Here is a 16,169-nt window from a genome sequence, read left to right as displayed (position 1 = left end):
TTTGATGAATAACAAAATCAATGGTGTTACGTACAATCTTTTAACATTTTATCTTTTTAGATAGCACGTTGATTTATCCATTTAAAAGGTCATTAGTCATAATGCGTCCTTTACATAAGTTGCCAATACAGTTATTGCATCATTTGTTTATGTTTGATATTCGACCGATCAAAGCCAGTGACCAAAATCATCCTGATTGGTTTCTTCAGAAGGTTTTTTACGTGAAAAAATCAACAAACAAAGAACGATTCCAAGCAAAATCACAGCGAGAATATCTCTTGATGCCCAGACAAACACAATTAACAAATTTAGAAATGTGATCATGATGTTTACTTTTTATGGTTTCTTTTCATCATCGACGCTGCATTTAAAATCAATGCATACGGAACCTTAGGCTCAATAAAACTAGATTTTGGCGGAAAAGTCATTCCGGCATCTGCCTGTTCAATCAACTTAAATACACTTAGGCGAAATACTGTAAACAAAATACGTCCATTGGGTGCAGCTGACCTTTCCAGGGTTTTGTCAATGGCTTCAAGCGGGTCGCATATTAGCCGGGGATCTGATTCAGGCGAATGGATTTCTAGAAGTGGTGCAAGCACGTATTGCTGTAAAATATTTACATCAGCCAGCTGCATCATTTCCTGCAAATCATGCTTCAGGTCAAGTTGATACCAATCATCGTTCAGGCACATCCCAAACCTATGAATACGGTCTGGAACATATTTTTTATTGGATGGAACTGATGAGATGACAAATATTTTTTTTAATTGCTCAATGAACGCTTTCGCATCAAAATTGGGTTTAAGATTTACCAACCTGGTAAATGCTGCTATTTTGATGTCGTTTGTACTAACATAAAGCGCCATGATCCGTTGGTTTTCTATGGAATGCAAATTTCTCGCCGCGGCAAGCCTATGGTGTCCATCCCCAACATAAACCTTTGGAATTTCCAGAAACAAATTCTTAATTTCATTCAAATCAGTATGATGTTCAACTTTCCATAGGCGATGCAGTTTTTCTCCCTGGCGATAAGTTGCGATCGCCTCACCCCGGGTAATTCTCGATATAAAATCATTTATCTTTCCATGCGATGGATAAGTAAGTAACACGGGCGCTCCCTCAAGCCCAATACAGCACCGATATTCGGTGAGCCTGGCTGCCCGTTCTTTGAGCGTGTCTTCATGACGAACAATTTGCCCTTCTACAAAATCCTGGACATCCGCCATTGCCCAAATCCCAAACTGACTTCCGCTAATGGACTGCTGTTCGTAAATATAAATTGCTCCTGCTTGCTGATCGACATATTTTTGCGCTTTAACCAGCAAATGAAGTTCATCATCTACAAGTTCGATTTCTCCCGTACCCATTCCCCCTTCACCTCTACCTTCTAATTTGTGTTTCAATTCAGCATGCCCCAAACCAGCGTTTTCTAAAAGATCTGAAAACCAGGCCTGATCAGGCAATAAACTAACAAATTCTTTAATCCTTGCCATAGTTAATACATTATTTAATTTGAGGAAACCAAGGGAACAGCCCTAAGCTTAACTTTTTCGAAATCTCTCATCAATGATACTAAAGCCGTTACACTCTCAATTGGTAATGCGTTGTATAAGGAGACCCTGAACCCGCCAACAGTTCTGTAACCGGTTATCCCAACCATACCTTCTTTTGAAGCAAGTGTTAAAAATTCCTTCTCCGTTTCTACATCCCTGGCCTTAAAAGTTACGTTCATCCGGGAACGGTGATCGTGATGTGCCAGGCCTTCAAACATCGTATTCCGGTCAATTTCCGCATATAACATTTCCGCTTTCCGGATATTAACCTGCTCAATTGCTTCAACCCCGCCCTTATCCTTTAACCACATTAAATTGAGCATTGCTACATAGATGCTATAAACCGGTGGTGTATTAAACATGCTTTTATTGTCCCTGTAGATGCGGTAATCAGACATGGAAGGAACGCTGCATTTCACCGAATCGAGAAAAGCATTTTTAGCAATCACCAGCGTCATTCCTGCCGGGCCAAGGTTTTTCTGCGCCCCGGCGTATATCAAATCGAAATCCTGTACGTTAATGGTTCGCGAAAAAATATCTGAAGACATGTCGCAAACAACAGAAACGCTGGTTTTTGGAAAATTAAATATCTCTGTCCCTTCAATAGTATTATTAGAAGTGAGGTGCAGATAAGCACTGCCATGCGCCATTTCATACGACTGCGGAATGTAGCTGTAATTTTTATTCCTCGAAGAGTCTACGATTTCTACTTCACCGAAAAGTCGAGCTTCTTTTATTGCTTTTTGGGCAAAATAGCCCGTATCCAAATAGCTTGCCCGTCGTTTTCCCTGTAAAAAATTCATGGGGATCATAGAAAACTGAGTACTCGCACCGCCCTGAAGAAAAAGTACAGCATAATTGTCAGGCACATTTAGCAATTCCCTCACCAGTGTCTGGGTTTTGGTAATCACCGCTTCAAAATCCGGACTTCGGTGTGAGATTTCTAAAATGGATAATCCTGAACCATTCCAGTTGGTGACTGCTTTGGCTGCCTCTATTAATACTGACTCAGGAAGAATACACGGCCCTGCACCGAAGTTGTGTACTTTAGACATAAAAATCGATTTTTAAATAGTCATATAAAGTTCAGTATCCTAATACATTACAAAAATTTAGCATTCAAAAAAGATAAAAATTACTTTTTACAAGGCCCTACAGCTACTTAAAATTTCGTTTAAATATTTCTAAATATTTGTTTGCAGAATTTAATTTGGCGATGATTTGAAAAAACCATTGCTTAACGTAAAAAATACACTATGTAAAATTTTTACTTTATTAGATATTGCATTTTTAAGTAAATTAATTAATTTTCGGGCAGATTCAAACTAACTAAAATTAAAAAGTTTTACACTAAGCACCTTTGAGATGATGCAATCAAAAAATCTGGACACAACCGATCGGAATATTTTGAATTTACTACAGCAAGATGGTTTGATGACTTATAAAGAAATAGCGGGCAAAGCAAAAATTAGCATGACAAATGCCGTTGAGCGCATTAAATATCTTCGGGAAGAAGGTTATATCAAAAAAACAGTTGCATTAATTAATACCGAGAAAGTCCGTTCGCTGTTTATTGCTTTCCCACACATACAATTAAAAATCCAATCAGAAGAAACACTTAAAGACTTTCAGGAAAAGATGGCGCAATGCCCTGAAGTGATGGAATGTTACCATCTTACCGGGCACTTCGATTTTATGATCAAAATTGCGCTTCCGGATATGGTAAGTTACAACGAGTTTTTGCGCAATAAAATCGGCATATTACCATACGTAGGAAATATACAAAGCTTTTTAGTGCTATCAGCATCTAAACTCGAAACGGCGTACCAATTGTAGGTGCTCCAATTTTTTCCCTGAGGAAAGGCTTTCATACTTTGATTACCACATCACATTCCAGCTTCATTAACTCCCTAAAGGATCGTATTTACCAAAATCACTCATGTCATTAAAGAAAAAAATAAAGCATTGACTATCAATTCATTAGAAATTTATTGTTTTTTATCCGGTCGGATGATCAATCTCAATGTCGGATCATTCGTGATAAAACTCCATAGCCAGTTAAAAGCCAATTTGGCCTTATTCCGGAAACCCGCGATTGGGATAATGTGAATAAACAACCACACTAACCAGGCAAAAAATCCTTTGAAAAAACCTTTTGGCAAATCGACAACTGCTTTAAATTTCGCAATAATGGCCATCGAACCCTTATCGTTATATTTAAAAGACTCCATTTTATTACCTTGAGCATCAGCCTTCAGGTTTTTACCTAATAAAGCGCCTTGTTGAATGGCAACCTGAGCCAGTTGAGGATGCCCGTTTTGAAATTTTTCGTCGCTAAGCTGTAAACACTGATCGCCAATGGCATAAACATCATCTAATCCGTTTACTTTATTATAAGCGTCTACCATAATCCTTCGCCCCTTTCCAACGGCATCTTTTGGAACTCCTTCTACTGCCCTTGCCATTACACCCGATGCCCAAATTAAAGTTGCAGCTTCAATTTTCGATCCATCAGAAAGCGATACTTCCTTTCCATCATAACCCTGAACCAACCGGTCTAACAAAATCTCTACGCCTAAATTTTTTAACACTTTTATCGCCTCAGTTTGGCTTTTTTGGCTCATGGGCGCAAGCAGTGTTTTCAAGCCATCCACCAGATAAATTTTACCCAATCTGAAATTGGCTTCCGGATAATCCTTTGTTAAAATATTTCTACCCATTTCGGCCATCATTCCGGCAAGCTCTACCCCTGTTGGTCCGCCGCCAGCTATTACGATATTTGAAAGTCTCGTTTTCTCTGCCGCACTTTCAGCACGAACAGCTTTTTCCAGTTGAAGCAGGATGTGGTTACGCATTTCTACAGCATCTTCTATGCTCTTCATCGGCAAGGCATTTTTACTGATCTCTTCATTGCCAAAATAATTGGTTTCAGCACCCATCGCCAACACCAATACATCGTAATCCAGCGAGCCATTGCTGGTCACAATTTTTTTCTCCTGCGGAAGAAGTTCCTGAAATTCTCCCATAAAAAAACGTATGCCTTTTTCCTGGAATAATTTCCGAAACGGATAACTGATATTAGAAGGCTCGATGAAGGCGGTAGCCACCTGATACAACAATGGAGGAAAAAAATGGTAGTTATGCTGATCAACCAGTGTAACCTGATGGGCTGAAGATTTGGAAAGTTTTTTGGCAAGGTTGAGGCCTGCAAATCCGCCGCCTATAATCACAACTTTTTTCATTTTGTTTACTATTGATAAATTTGAAAGATTTAAACTCCTTCTGCTATTTGTTCAGTACATTATCAACCCCTTTCATAAGAGAATGTTTTATCGGTTGATTTATTAATCATAATTCAGACATCGAAATTACTTTTCCAACACAAATTGATTGAATGATTAATATTCAGTACGAAAGAACAGCAGATGATCATCCTACCAGGCGGAAGATTTAGCAACAGATTGATAAATTTCGCTTTTTATAGTAATCAGTTCTATTCTAATTAACTGGCTTGTCTTTTGCTAAACGTTTGCTATGAAAGTAGTAATTGAAGCAACCACCGAAAATTTAAATGATTTGATTAGCGCAATCGAATCCAACTCAAACCTGGCCGATGTAAAAAATCAGCTGGAAACTGCAATAGCGATGCAAGATCATGATCCCTCAAAGGAAGTTCCGAAAGAAGGTGATCATCCAATTATTGATCGCTTTGAGTAATTGAACCAACGGTTTTCAACGATTATCAAGCAGAGTTGAATCCCTTTCCTGTAAAATTCAAAAATTGCATTACTAATTCGACTATATGCATAACAATGCAGCTATATCCGCAAAAATCCTTTCAGTAGCTACCCAACGTGGCACTGAAAAGACTACTTGTCCTTCTGAAATTGCCAGGATGCTGTTCCCTGAAGACTGGCGTGATCACATGGCAGCGGTTGTTGACGCATCTATTGGCTTGCATCATCAGGGAAAGGTGCTGATCACCCAAAAAGGATTACCCATCGATGTCAATCACATCAAAGGGCCTATCCGTATTAAAATCGTATAAGCTAAGAATTACTTAATTTTCTGGCAACTTCAGTCAAATCTGATTATAACTTCATTAGCAATTTCATCGAACCTTTATCAATATCTCATGTTGTGTATCAAAACACACAGGTAATGATAGATCCAAAAGACGAAGACCAAAAAAATCAGGCAGATTCGCAAGAACAGGTGAAAACTTCAACCCAGGAAAATGGTTTTAACGAGAAAGACAGCCATTGGAATTCGCATCAATCAATAGATGAGGAAGGTAATGAACTAAGTGCTGATGATGTAAAATAATATGACTACGAAAAACATTTTGATGGTTTTGACCTCTCATAGTGAGATGGAAAATACCGATAGCAAAACCGGAGTATGGTTGGGAGAATTTACTGATCCGTATTACGAATTTATCGATGCCGGTTATACTGTTACGCTGAGTAGCCCTAAAGGTGGCCGGCCACCGGTTGACCCGATGAGTGAACTTACCGAACACATTACAGGCGCTAACAGAAGGTTTGGAGATGATAAAGTTGCCGAACATGCCTTCTCTCACACCATCCCACTAAATCAGCTCTCTGCCGGTGTTTACGATGCGGTATTTTATCCGGGCGGGCACGGTCCGATCTGGGACCTTGCAAAAGACAACAACAGCGGAATCCTGATATTGGAATTTTTGGATGCAGGTAAACCAGTAGGATTGGTTTGTCATGGTCCCGCAGCGCTACTCAGTGTAGAAAACCAGCGCCCCGGCTGGTTGAAAAGTAAACGTATTTCGGCTTTTAGCAACACTGAAGAAACCCTGGTTGGCCGAAGTGGAAACGTACCTTATTTATTGCAAACCAAATTAGAGGAATTGGGCGCTGAAGTAAAAACAGCATTGATTCCGTTTCTTTCTCATGTTGAAACAGATGGACTTTTGGTAACTGGTCAAAACCCATTGTCAGCCGGCCCTGCCGCAAAAGCATTGATTCAATTGTTACAAGCTTAAGCTTTCAATAGTAAAACGGTAAGCAATGTCGCCCGATGTTTTTGTATTCAAATACATCCCGTACTGAACATTTACTAAAGCACATGTTGAATAGAACTTGCAAATATTAAATTCCTCACCGCAATGCTGCAGTGAGGAATTTAACTGACATTACTACTGCTGATTTGGGAAAATAATTGTCTATCTCGTATGAAAGCTGTTAGCCAAAGTAACATGAGCGGAATTCCAGGGTTTAGCATCGACCCATCATGAGAAAGTTCAGTAGCCATCGCACCGGCATAATAACAAGACAGTAAAATAAATCCGATGCGCAAGGTTTTTGGAAAGAGGAACAAAATAGCAAATGTCATTTCCATTAAACCAAGTATTATAGCCGCGTGAGGTAAGTTAAATTTCACCAAACCATCTACTGACCAGGGAAATCGAATAACCTTCAAAAAACCACTTGATAGGCTGATGACGGTAATCAAGTCCAAAAGAATGTTTCCTATAACTTTTCTCTTTTTCATACCATTTAAATATTATGAAGTAACGGTTAGTGGTCTTGCTTCGATGATAAGAAAATGTCCCACACGCTCTTTAATTAACCATTTGCCATTTTTTAATAGATACTTATCTTCATATCTCACGCTGTAATCGGTGAGAATATCAATTCCTTCAATCTCTCTTACCATTTTTAGTTGAGAAAATGAGATGCCTGTCGCCGTATCTGCAGCAATATCAACCTCGTGCTGCCCGTTCAATGTAAAATAAGTTTTTACCTGAGCTGCATGTAAAAGAAAATCCTGTTCCATCTTTGTCCGCCCGGAAACAGATGATACTACCTGGCCATTCATGAATACGGTGTAAGTAAGATCTTCAGTAAATAAATCCATCATTTCAGCGATTTTCTTTTGATCTCCTAAACTTGCATAAGCATCAATTAATGATCTTAATTCTTCCTTGGCTTTTAAAATTTCTAGTGTCATAATTTTATGTTTTAATCAGAATGAAATTACCGTATATTCGCTAACTATTTATTAGTAGTTACCCAAAGGTTAGCAACTAACTATTTACACCATGAAGAAAAAAGAAGAAAAACAAACTGATAATAAAGCTTTTAGCAATGAATGTCATAAAATATTAATGGCAGTATCAGATGCGCTTTACGTTATTGGCGGAAAATGGAAGCTGATGATTATCATCGCAATGGCAAGAGGGAATAGCAGATTTACTGAGATTCAAAAGCAGGTTACCGGAATTTCAGCACGTGTACTTTCAAGTGAACTGAAGGCTTTGGAAACAAATGGATTTATTGTAAAGAAAGTTGCTGCCGGATACCCTGTATCAATAGAATATGAACTTCTTCCCTACAGCCAAACGCTCGAGGAAGTTGTGGGAGCAATGACCAAATGGGGATTACAACATCGAGAAAAAATTAAACTCGAAAGTGGAAAGCCAGATCAAAGCGAAAAGCAATAGCAAATTTTATACAAGTGAAGATTGGATGCACTGGAGTAACTAATTTATACTCCGATATTCTTTTGGCGTGTGTCCTACCCGCTTTTTAAAAAGCCTGATAAAATGTTGTGGATATTTAAATCCGAGTTCGTAGGCAATTTCACTAACGGTTTTATTGTGATCGAAGATTTTCCTTTTGGCCACATCAATAATTTTGTTCTGAATAAACTCCTGTGCAGACTTACCAGTTTCTTTTTTAATCAGATCACCAAAGTAATTCGCCGATAGATGCATTTCATCAGCACAATAGGCAACCGAGGGCAACCCGATGGTATAAGGCTTCTCGGAGGAGAAATAGCCATTTAAAAAACTTTCAAAGCGCTCCAAAATTCCCTTATTGATATCATCTCTGGTGATAAACTGGCGGTCGTAGAAACGGTCACAATAGTTCAGGAACAATTCAACGTTCGAGGTAATCAGCTTTTTACTGTGTTTATCAATTGGGCGCTTTAATTCATATTCTATTTTATCAAAACAATCAGTAATAATTTTCCGCTCCTGATCTGATAAGTGCAAGGCTTCATTTACAGCATAAGAGAAGAAATTATAATCATCGATAATTTTCCCTAATGGGGTACCATTTAATAAATCGGGATGAAAAACCAGCGCTGTTCCCTGAGGTTGATAATATTCATCTTTATGATCGCCGATAACTTGCCCGGGTGCTAAAAAAATCAAAGTGCCCTGCTCATAGTCGTAGTTATTTAAACCATACCTTAAATCACCGCATTTGATTTGCTTTAAAAAAATTGTATAAAAATCATATTGTAGGCGCCTGAATTGACGGGGAGCCGCGTTTTCCAGGTGCACCACACTCACTAGAGGATGTAAAGTTTCCTGATTATTGAAATCATTATATTCACTTATTTTTTTGAAGTTGATAATTTGTTCCATACGCTCCGTTGCTTATTCAAAAATAAACAATCAAAAGCCTTTTTTTTCATACCATTCACCTAATCAGTAATATTGGTTATAAATACAGGAATTCATCTACCCTAATCGTGAACAGCTATACTGAAATTTGTAACATCACTCACATTAAATATTAAATTTATGAAAAATGTACTTTATCTGTTTCTTTTAATGGTATTGGCCAAAAGTGGTCTGGCTCAGGAAACACCAATATTCCCGAGAGGAGAAATTTCAAAAACGAATAACCATACTGGCGATGTTTGGCTTACTGAATTAAATAAGGCTGATAGTGTAATCGATTGTGCATTGGCTACTGCAACCTTTGCGCCAGGAGCTAAGCTGGATTGGCACATCCACCCGGCCGGGCAGATTTTAATGATTACCGAAGGCACAGGATATTACCAGGAAAAAGGAAAAGACATTCAGGTGGTGCACAAAGGCGATGTAATTAAATGTGTTCCGGGCGTACCACATTGGCATGGAGCTTCGCCTAAAAGTACTTTTACTTACATTGCGGCAAGTACAAACGGTGCAAAAAATAAAACCGTATGGCTGCAACGGGTAAGCAATGCAGAATACAACAGCTTGAAACAATAATCACTTTAACATCTTAACTTATGAAAACTTTAATTTTTGGTTTATTACTGATCGGTTTTGGTCAAATATCATCAGCGCAAACATCGGGCGAAACAGCTAAAATCCCGACCAAAGCGGAGCAGGAAATTTTAACCCTTTCGAAAGAAAAATGGGCCTGGATGGCCGAGAAAAACGTAAGTGCATTGGATAAACTGTTTGATGAACAATCGGTATTTGTGCACATGGGCGGAAGCTGGGGAAAGGACCGTGAAATGAGTGTAATTAAAGGTGGAGGCATCTGGTACAAAAAAGCAGAAGTACATGACGCTTCAGTAAAAATAATCGAAAACACCGCAATACTTTTAAATAGAATTACCTTACTTGCGGTAGTTGGCGGCAATGAGGTGACCAATCCGTTCATTGTAACCGAAGTTTATGTTAAAAAAGGAGGAAGCTGGAAAATGGGCTCACTATCATTCACCAAAGTTAATCAGCCTGGAAAATAGCTGACCAGTTATGAAAAAAACGTTTAAAAATTATTTTAGCACCACATGCCTGTTTATAATGGGTTATACCTCATTGTATGCCCAGAAAAAATTTGACAAAAAACCACTTGTTATTGCCGATCAGGGTGCTTTTTCTACTGGTGGTTCGGTTATAAAAAGCGATGGCTTATTTGATGCACTTAAACCATGGAACGTACCTCAAGGCGGACAAACCAGACATGGAGATCATGCCGACGTGTTTTACCAGATTCCTCAAAAAGCTAAAAAACTTGCAATGGTGTTTCTTCATGGCTATGGCCAAAGCAGGCGAAGCTGGCAAACTACAGCCGATGGAAGGGAAGGATTTTCTGACCTGTTTTTGAGAAAGGGCTATAGTACTTACCTTGTCGATCAACCCGGACGTGGCGCCGCGGGCCAAACCACAAAACCCGCACAAGTTACGGCTGTACCTGACGATCAAACCTGGTACACGCAGTTTCGCATTGGTCTTTACCCAGCATTTAATGCCGGAGTGCAATTCCCTAAGGATAGTTTATCAATGGATAAATTTTTTCGCATGATGACTCCGAATACTGGCAGTGTAGATGAATCGATGGTGGTAAATGCAATGTCGGCGGTTTTTGATCAATCTGGTGATGGAATTTTATTTACACATTCTGCCGGTGGCGCTCCGGGTTGGAAAACAGCAATCAAAAATGAACATGTAAAAGCGATTGTCGCCATTGAACCAGGCGGATTTGCCTTTCCTGAAGGTGAAGTACCCGAAGGAAATAGAGGTGGCAAAGGACTGCCGCTAAACGAATTTATGAAGTTGACCAAAATCCCAATCGTAGTTTATTTCGGCGATTTCATTCCCAAAGCGGATACCAATGCAGCATCATTAAATTTTTGGCGGGGCGTTCTGGCTACTGGAAAACAATGGGCCAAAGTTGTTAATGCACATGGCGGCGATGTAACTATTGTACACTTGCCCGAAATCGGAATTACAGGAAATACACACTTCATCATGTCTGATTTAAACAATAAAGAAGTAGCGGAGTTAATTGCCAAATGGTTGCACGACAAAAAACTGGATCAAAAATGAGAAAATTAATCATCGTAATGTTTTTCGGACTTGGACTAACAGTGTTTAGCCATGCCACTGGAAAACAAGCAGACAATAAAAGCTTAAGCCTTAAGCAACAAAAGCTGGTTATCATTTCCGCCCTAACTGCCAGGGGAGATTTGATCCCACTCAAAAAACAACTTGCCGCAGGGCTCGAGGCGGGCTTAACCGTAAACGAAATTAAGGAAGCACTTGTTCACCTTTACGCTTACTGTGGATTTCCGAGAAGCATCCGCGGATTACAAACATTTATGGTGGTGCTCGAGGAACGCAAAAAACAAGGCATCAAAGAAAACCTGGGTAAACAAGCTACACCCATTAAAGATAAAAGAAACAAATTTGAACGAGGTAAATCGATATTGGAGGCACTTACAGGCACAAAAGATGGAGCCAAAGCAGGTTATGCCATCTTCTCTCCTGAAATAGAAGTGTTTCTGAAAGAACATTTATTTGCCGATATTTTTGAAAGGGATATACTAAGTTTTTCAGACCGGGAACTGATCACCGTATCCGTTTTAAGTAGTATTGGTGGTGTGGAACCTATGCTAAATTCACATTTCGGAATCTGTTTAAATCTGGGCATCACTCTAGAACAGTTGCGTCAGTTTATCACTATCATTGAAACTGAGATAGGTAAAAACGAAGCAGGCAAAGCTAATCTAGTCTTAACAGCGATCGTTAACGGCGAAAAGTAAACAAGTAATAAAAGGTTAATGATGAAACATAAATTTAAAAGCCTCGCAATATTGCTACTGTGTTTTATGGTAGCCTGTAAAGATGGAAAGCAAACAGAAAAAACAGGTGCTTTACTTTTTCCTCAAGGAGACAAAAACACCAATAGCAACTTTAAAGGCGATGTTTGGGTAAAATCGCTGGTAGAACCGGATAGTTTAAATGAAAATGCAGTAGGCAATGTAACTTTTGCTGCCGGAGCAAGAAGTAACTGGCATACACATCCCGCAGGGCAGATTTTACTGGCGACCGAGGGTGTTGGCTATTACCAGGAAAAAGGAAAAGCAAAAATTATATTGCGGAAAGGCGATAGCATAAAATGCCCGCCAAATCTGGCGCATTGGCATGGAGCCAGTCAGGATACAGCATTTGTGCAAATTGCCATCACCGGCAGACAGCACGGCCCAACAAAATGGCTGGAGCCGGTATCGGATGAGGATTACAGAGGTTTGTAATGATGCATTTGCTTTTCCAATTGTAATCAAATAACTTCGGATATATTCAAGCAGAAACTTTTATGTCCAAGTATTTAATCCCTACCCTCTTTTTTTTGTGCTTCAACTTTTCTTTATTTGGCCAAACAGCGTTTAAAGTGAATATCGATCCCAGGTTTGAAGCCATTAGTCTTTTTTACATTTTAACTACCGCTGATACATTGGATGTTAAGCCAACACCATCGACATATTACCGAGATGTAAAGAAATATTTTGCTTCCTGTAAGCTCCACCCGTCACTAGAATGGTACCGGAAGCTAGATAAATGGGACGGCTTTGATGTAGCATCTTTAGGTATCTATCTTTCAGCATATCCTTTTCAGGTAAGTAGAAAAGTAGAAACCAATTACGTTAAATCCGCAGCCCTAGATACCTTTCTTTATCATTTGAATAAATTTTATAACGAATGTAACGTAAAAGATTTCCTAAAGAATAATCAAAGCGAGTACCAACGTATTGTTACACATGCACAGGATACCATACTAAAAAGTAAGATATTAGAAGATGTATCCCATTTTTTTGGCCATCCGCAGAAAGGTGAGTTTGTGATTTATCTAGATTTACTTAATAACCTGGGAAGTAATGCGATTCCCATAACTGACTCTGAATTTAAAGGTAAACGAATAAGCCGGATTGCTTTCCTTTCTGATACATCATCTCACCTAACCGATCAGGATCCGGTTACGTTCAATCCCAACCTGAATGTGGTGGCTCATGAGAGTAGTCATAATTTTGTAGGAGATTTTATACCAAAATATGAGCAGCGACTGTATGCGATTCGAAATTTGTTTCTCACTACAACAACAGGAAAAGTGCTAAAAGAAAGCGAGTGGAAAAACGAACTTGACGAACTCCTTGTCAGGGTTTGCGTGGCAAAGATTCTGGAAAAGCGTGATGGTGAACCTGCTGGCATGGCAGAAATCGCCAACCAGTCAAAACATTTTCGGTTGGCTCAACCACTATATAAGTTTTTTAATCAATATGTTGAAGGTCGTAATCGCTACAAAAAGATTGAACAATTTTACCCCGAACTCATCGCCTATTTAGAAAAGTTAGCAGTAACGCAATAAGCGAAGCAGCCATGCAACGATCGAACCGCTACTTTTATTCGACAGCGATTCTGTTACTTATCAAATCATCAAATGAATGATCTTAAGAATAAAACATATACAATTTTGTATCACCTGATGGTATCCAGAAAATTATTGCTTTGCTCTGCTACGTTCAAGATCATCGATATCACGTGCGCTCCTGTTTGATTTACTGTTCCCGATCTTATACATCACTATTAGCCTAAATTTTCTGTTGTCGTTGTATCGGGAGCCAAATTGCTTGATCCCGTTAACCGTTCCGTTATAATAACGTTGACTTGTTTTAAATAAATCTACTACACCAGCAGTAAATGTTAAATTGCGCTTTAAAAATGCTGCCCTCAAATTTATATCGAGCGCATAATAATCGTCATTTTTATACCAGTTAGATTGATCCGCGAATTGATACCAAAACATAAGATTTGACATTAGCGTCTTCTTTTTATTAAGTATAAAAGTATTGTCTGTAGATAAATAACTACTCAGCCCTTTTAATTCAGATTCTAACAGTATCCCGTTCGAATTAGAATTGTAATGATAGATGCTCAAATGATTTGTACTCTCCCACCATTTTCGGGGAGAAAAACTGATCGTTTCGTTAAGCCCCAACTGTGTTGTTGAACTATAATTTAAATACTGGTTATATTGTACATTACTGTTGCCATCCAAAAAAGTTAGCAAACTGAAACCATTGCGCAAAAAACTCGCATATACATTGGTGGTGAAAATATCTTTAAAGTTATAACCAAGCTCCAGATTATTACTAAATGATGGCTTTAATGATGGATTTCCCTGATCATAAACATTTACCATAGCATATATCTTCGCAGGATTGAGCGCTCCGTAATCTGGCCGGTTGATGCGCCTTCCGTAAGAAAAGGTTAAAGAATGACTTTCAGAAAGTGTATGCTTAAAAAAAACAGTTGGAAATAAAGCTGCATAATTATACTCATCAACTTGATCTTTGGTTGAGGAATGGCCAGAAGTTTGGGTATTTTCCAGTCGCAAACCGAACTGAAACGACCAGTTTGAAAAGGTTTTGTCAGCATTTACATAAAGCGATTGCGTATTTTCGGTGTAGTTAAAAATATTACTACTGGCTAAGTAAAACCCGGCTCCCTCGCTATATAACAGAGAATTGATGCTTTTAATCGAAACAACTTTAGTACCCAACTGCAGGTTTGCGAATTTATAAGGGATTGTCAAGTCGGCCTTTGCCGAAAATATAGTTGTCCCTTCGTTGTTTTCAAAGCCCACAGGTAAATAATTCCTGATTAACGAGCCTGTAGGCCTAGTGCTCTGGTTTATAAAAGATGTAGCATTATCCAAGCTATTCTTGAAATAACTTGCTGATAGTTCCAGTTTTTTACCCAAGGTGTCTAATTTAGATTCCATATATAAATCAACAGACCTGCTGGAAAGCGGAATGCTACTGAAACCAGCATTTTTCATTACTGAATCTATTTTGTTTGGGGGCGTTAAGAAGTTTGCCGTAGATGAGCTGTTGATTTTGTTTTCATTATGGTTCTCGCTGAAGCGAATCCCGAGTGAAGAATTTTTATTTATATCATAATCAATCCGCAGCTCCCCACGAAGTCCCTTTCTTTTTGACAGGTTCTCATCATATTGGTCCCACAAAAGCGACGCATTTTCCAGATTGTTTGATGCAAATGATCGTGACTTGCTAAAGTTTGTACTAAGGGTACTGCTAAGGTGTAATTTTTTTGTATTGTAATTAAGTATGCCGGTAAGCCCGGTATTTAGGTAACTCGCTGAAATTATTCCCGTGTTTATCATCCCGTTAAGGCCGAGCGAAATGTCTTTTTTGACAATCAGATTTATAGTGCCTGAATTTCCTTCAGCTTCATACCGGGCAGATGGATTGGTGATGACCTCAATGGATTTTAATGTACTCGAAGATATTGAACGAAGATAATTCACCAGGTTTTGACCAGAAAGCTGTATAGGCCTATTGTTTACCATAATGCTAACAGCATTTTTTCCGATTAATTGGATACCTTCGTCATTAATCCTCACTCCAGGAGCCTTACTTATCGCATCCATCGCATCTCCGATATCTGACACCAGGCTATTTTCGATGTTAAAAACCACCCGATCTATTTTCCTTTCAATGATTGGCTTTCTTGAAACGATATTTACCTCCTCAAGCTGTTTGGAAATATCTTGTAATACTATGGTTAAAGTTGTGTCCTTTTTCAAAGCGCCAAGCTTCAACGTATCCGAATGGAAACCAATAGAATTGATGATCAGCATTATTGGGGTATTTGGCTTTCCGATAATTATAAATTTACCGAGCTCATCACTTATGGCACTACCCAACAACACCTTGCCATCAATCGCGTATTTTATGATGCCTGCATTAGGGACATTGATGTTTGTATTGTCGACAATTTGACCATATATGTTGATTTGAGATTTGCTTAACAGTGGGATACAAAAAAACAAGAGCAGGATAATTAAGATTTTGGTCATAAAAACGAACAGGGAAATTTGATAATTTAAGTTTAACAGATGTAATGATGCAGAAAGGTGATTTTTCCATAACGGTTGTTTTTTTTAATACAAAACATTTTGAAGAAAATGATAGGAACTATCAAAACCGATGGGCAAATACCATTACAATAGCTGCGTAAACGAGCTTCTGGATATCCATAATCCG

The 16,169-nt window shown here is 38.7% G+C and carries 19 protein-coding genes; 12 read left to right on the top strand and 7 right to left on the bottom strand.

The annotated features are described in order from the left end of the window. Nucleotides 1–329: 329 nt before the first annotated feature. The gene (locus R2Q70_RS08545; protein ID WP_316807188.1) at nucleotides 330–1,496 is read right to left on the bottom strand and encodes a DUF1015 family protein; all 1,167 of its coding nucleotides are present in this window, start codon (nucleotides 1,494–1,496) and stop codon (nucleotides 330–332) included. 14 nt (nucleotides 1,497–1,510) lie between these two features. Then, nucleotides 1,511–2,611 (bottom strand): 3-phosphoserine/phosphohydroxythreonine transaminase, encoded by a 1,101-nt coding sequence (gene serC, locus R2Q70_RS08540; RefSeq protein WP_316807187.1) that lies wholly within the window; start codon nucleotides 2,609–2,611, stop codon nucleotides 1,511–1,513. Between the two features lie 310 nt (nucleotides 2,612–2,921). Here serC and R2Q70_RS08535 point away from each other — a divergent pair, with 310 nt between their 5' ends. Beyond that, the gene (locus R2Q70_RS08535) at nucleotides 2,922–3,392 is read left to right on the top strand and encodes an Lrp/AsnC family transcriptional regulator (protein ID WP_316807186.1); all 471 of its coding nucleotides are present in this window, start codon (nucleotides 2,922–2,924) and stop codon (nucleotides 3,390–3,392) included. Nucleotides 3,393–3,544: 152 nt separating this feature from the next. On the opposite strand, the gene R2Q70_RS08530 is transcribed toward R2Q70_RS08535, so the two are convergent. Next, a complete protein-coding gene (locus tag R2Q70_RS08530; RefSeq protein WP_316807185.1) occupies nucleotides 3,545–4,798 on the bottom strand; it encodes an NAD(P)/FAD-dependent oxidoreductase in 1,254 nt (417 codons plus the stop codon). Between the two features lie 292 nt (nucleotides 4,799–5,090). On the opposite strand from R2Q70_RS08530, the gene R2Q70_RS08525 reads away from it, so the two are divergent. The 4 genes from R2Q70_RS08525 to R2Q70_RS08510 all read left to right on the top strand — a co-directional run bounded on the left by R2Q70_RS08525 (nucleotide 5,091) and on the right by R2Q70_RS08510 (nucleotide 6,573). Beyond that, a complete protein-coding gene (locus R2Q70_RS08525; protein WP_316807184.1) occupies nucleotides 5,091–5,273 on the top strand; it encodes a hypothetical protein in 183 nt (60 codons plus the stop codon). Nucleotides 5,274–5,358: 85 nt separating this feature from the next. Further along, nucleotides 5,359–5,604, top strand: a complete 246-nt coding sequence (locus R2Q70_RS08520) for a DUF3253 domain-containing protein (protein ID WP_316807183.1) — start codon at nucleotides 5,359–5,361, stop codon at nucleotides 5,602–5,604. Nucleotides 5,605–5,717: 113 nt separating this feature from the next. After that, on the top strand, nucleotides 5,718–5,882 hold the full coding sequence (locus R2Q70_RS08515; protein WP_316807182.1) for a hypothetical protein: 165 nt from the start codon (nucleotides 5,718–5,720) through the stop codon (nucleotides 5,880–5,882). A 1-nt stretch (nucleotide 5,883) separates the two neighbouring features. Further along, complete coding sequence (locus R2Q70_RS08510; RefSeq protein ID WP_316807181.1) at nucleotides 5,884–6,573, top strand: type 1 glutamine amidotransferase domain-containing protein; 690 nt, start codon at nucleotides 5,884–5,886, stop codon at nucleotides 6,571–6,573. A gap of 140 nt (nucleotides 6,574–6,713) precedes the next feature. On the opposite strand, the gene R2Q70_RS08505 is transcribed toward R2Q70_RS08510, so the two are convergent. Further along, nucleotides 6,714–7,082, bottom strand: coding sequence for a DoxX family protein (locus R2Q70_RS08505; RefSeq protein WP_316807180.1), 369 nt, complete (start codon nucleotides 7,080–7,082; stop codon nucleotides 6,714–6,716). A 12-nt stretch (nucleotides 7,083–7,094) separates the two neighbouring features. Continuing rightward, nucleotides 7,095–7,541, bottom strand: coding sequence for a nuclear transport factor 2 family protein (locus tag R2Q70_RS08500; protein ID WP_316807179.1), 447 nt, complete (start codon nucleotides 7,539–7,541; stop codon nucleotides 7,095–7,097). 91 nt (nucleotides 7,542–7,632) lie between these two features. Here R2Q70_RS08500 and R2Q70_RS08495 point away from each other — a divergent pair, with 91 nt between their 5' ends. After that, on the top strand, nucleotides 7,633–8,034 hold the full coding sequence (locus R2Q70_RS08495; protein ID WP_316807178.1) for a helix-turn-helix domain-containing protein: 402 nt from the start codon (nucleotides 7,633–7,635) through the stop codon (nucleotides 8,032–8,034). 39 nt (nucleotides 8,035–8,073) lie between these two features. Here R2Q70_RS08495 and R2Q70_RS08490 read toward each other — a convergent pair whose 3' ends face one another. Then, nucleotides 8,074–8,967, bottom strand: coding sequence for a helix-turn-helix domain-containing protein (locus R2Q70_RS08490; protein ID WP_316807177.1), 894 nt, complete (start codon nucleotides 8,965–8,967; stop codon nucleotides 8,074–8,076). Between the two features lie 159 nt (nucleotides 8,968–9,126). Here R2Q70_RS08490 and R2Q70_RS08485 point away from each other — a divergent pair, with 159 nt between their 5' ends. From R2Q70_RS08485 to R2Q70_RS08460, 6 genes are all read left to right on the top strand, one after another. Continuing rightward, on the top strand, nucleotides 9,127–9,582 hold the full coding sequence (locus R2Q70_RS08485; protein ID WP_316807176.1) for a cupin domain-containing protein: 456 nt from the start codon (nucleotides 9,127–9,129) through the stop codon (nucleotides 9,580–9,582). Nucleotides 9,583–9,602: 20 nt separating this feature from the next. Further along, nucleotides 9,603–10,067 (top strand): nuclear transport factor 2 family protein, encoded by a 465-nt coding sequence (locus R2Q70_RS08480; protein ID WP_316807175.1) that lies wholly within the window; start codon nucleotides 9,603–9,605, stop codon nucleotides 10,065–10,067. A gap of 10 nt (nucleotides 10,068–10,077) precedes the next feature. Then, nucleotides 10,078–11,151 (top strand): alpha/beta fold hydrolase, encoded by a 1,074-nt coding sequence (locus R2Q70_RS08475; protein WP_316807174.1) that lies wholly within the window; start codon nucleotides 10,078–10,080, stop codon nucleotides 11,149–11,151. Then, entirely contained in the window at nucleotides 11,148–11,867 is a 720-nt protein-coding gene (locus R2Q70_RS08470; protein WP_316807173.1) for a carboxymuconolactone decarboxylase family protein, read from the top strand. Before R2Q70_RS08475 ends, R2Q70_RS08470 begins: the two co-directional genes overlap by 4 nt. Before the next feature lie 18 nt (nucleotides 11,868–11,885). Further along, entirely contained in the window at nucleotides 11,886–12,359 is a 474-nt protein-coding gene (locus tag R2Q70_RS08465) for a cupin domain-containing protein (RefSeq protein WP_316807172.1), read from the top strand. Nucleotides 12,360–12,496: 137 nt separating this feature from the next. Then, nucleotides 12,497–13,468: a DUF4932 domain-containing protein gene (locus R2Q70_RS08460; protein ID WP_316807171.1), complete on the top strand. Its 972-nt coding sequence runs from the start codon at nucleotides 12,497–12,499 to the stop codon at nucleotides 13,466–13,468. Between the two features lie 132 nt (nucleotides 13,469–13,600). Here R2Q70_RS08460 and R2Q70_RS08455 read toward each other — a convergent pair whose 3' ends face one another. Continuing rightward, complete coding sequence (locus R2Q70_RS08455; RefSeq protein ID WP_316807170.1) at nucleotides 13,601–15,982, bottom strand: outer membrane beta-barrel family protein; 2,382 nt, start codon at nucleotides 15,980–15,982, stop codon at nucleotides 13,601–13,603. Between the last annotated feature and the right edge of the window lie 187 nt (nucleotides 15,983–16,169).

The organism is Pedobacter agri (assembly GCF_032678665.1).
Taxonomy (GTDB): Bacteria; Bacteroidota; Bacteroidia; order Sphingobacteriales; family Sphingobacteriaceae; genus Pedobacter; species Pedobacter agri_A.
This window is presented reverse-complemented; position numbering and strand designations above follow the sequence as displayed.

Coding starts and splice junctions, on each gene's coding strand:
- R2Q70_RS08545 (WP_316807188.1), bottom strand. CDS start 1,496: ATGGCAAGGATTAAAGAATTTGTTAGTTTATTGCCTGATCAGGCCTGG.
- serC (WP_316807187.1), bottom strand. CDS start 2,611: ATGTCTAAAGTACACAACTTCGGTGCAGGGCCGTGTATTCTTCCTGAG.
- R2Q70_RS08535 (WP_316807186.1), top strand. CDS start 2,922: ATGATGCAATCAAAAAATCTGGACACAACCGATCGGAATATTTTGAAT.
- R2Q70_RS08530 (WP_316807185.1), bottom strand. CDS start 4,798: ATGAAAAAAGTTGTGATTATAGGCGGCGGATTTGCAGGCCTCAACCTT.
- R2Q70_RS08525 (WP_316807184.1), top strand. CDS start 5,091: ATGAAAGTAGTAATTGAAGCAACCACCGAAAATTTAAATGATTTGATT.
- R2Q70_RS08520 (WP_316807183.1), top strand. CDS start 5,359: ATGCATAACAATGCAGCTATATCCGCAAAAATCCTTTCAGTAGCTACC.
- R2Q70_RS08515 (WP_316807182.1), top strand. CDS start 5,718: ATGATAGATCCAAAAGACGAAGACCAAAAAAATCAGGCAGATTCGCAA.
- R2Q70_RS08510 (WP_316807181.1), top strand. CDS start 5,884: ATGACTACGAAAAACATTTTGATGGTTTTGACCTCTCATAGTGAGATG.
- R2Q70_RS08505 (WP_316807180.1), bottom strand. CDS start 7,082: ATGAAAAAGAGAAAAGTTATAGGAAACATTCTTTTGGACTTGATTACC.
- R2Q70_RS08500 (WP_316807179.1), bottom strand. CDS start 7,541: ATGACACTAGAAATTTTAAAAGCCAAGGAAGAATTAAGATCATTAATT.
- R2Q70_RS08495 (WP_316807178.1), top strand. CDS start 7,633: ATGAAGAAAAAAGAAGAAAAACAAACTGATAATAAAGCTTTTAGCAAT.
- R2Q70_RS08490 (WP_316807177.1), bottom strand. CDS start 8,967: ATGGAACAAATTATCAACTTCAAAAAAATAAGTGAATATAATGATTTC.
- R2Q70_RS08485 (WP_316807176.1), top strand. CDS start 9,127: ATGAAAAATGTACTTTATCTGTTTCTTTTAATGGTATTGGCCAAAAGT.
- R2Q70_RS08480 (WP_316807175.1), top strand. CDS start 9,603: ATGAAAACTTTAATTTTTGGTTTATTACTGATCGGTTTTGGTCAAATA.
- R2Q70_RS08475 (WP_316807174.1), top strand. CDS start 10,078: ATGAAAAAAACGTTTAAAAATTATTTTAGCACCACATGCCTGTTTATA.
- R2Q70_RS08470 (WP_316807173.1), top strand. CDS start 11,148: ATGAGAAAATTAATCATCGTAATGTTTTTCGGACTTGGACTAACAGTG.
- R2Q70_RS08465 (WP_316807172.1), top strand. CDS start 11,886: ATGATGAAACATAAATTTAAAAGCCTCGCAATATTGCTACTGTGTTTT.
- R2Q70_RS08455 (WP_316807170.1), bottom strand. CDS start 15,982: ATGACCAAAATCTTAATTATCCTGCTCTTGTTTTTTTGTATCCCACTG.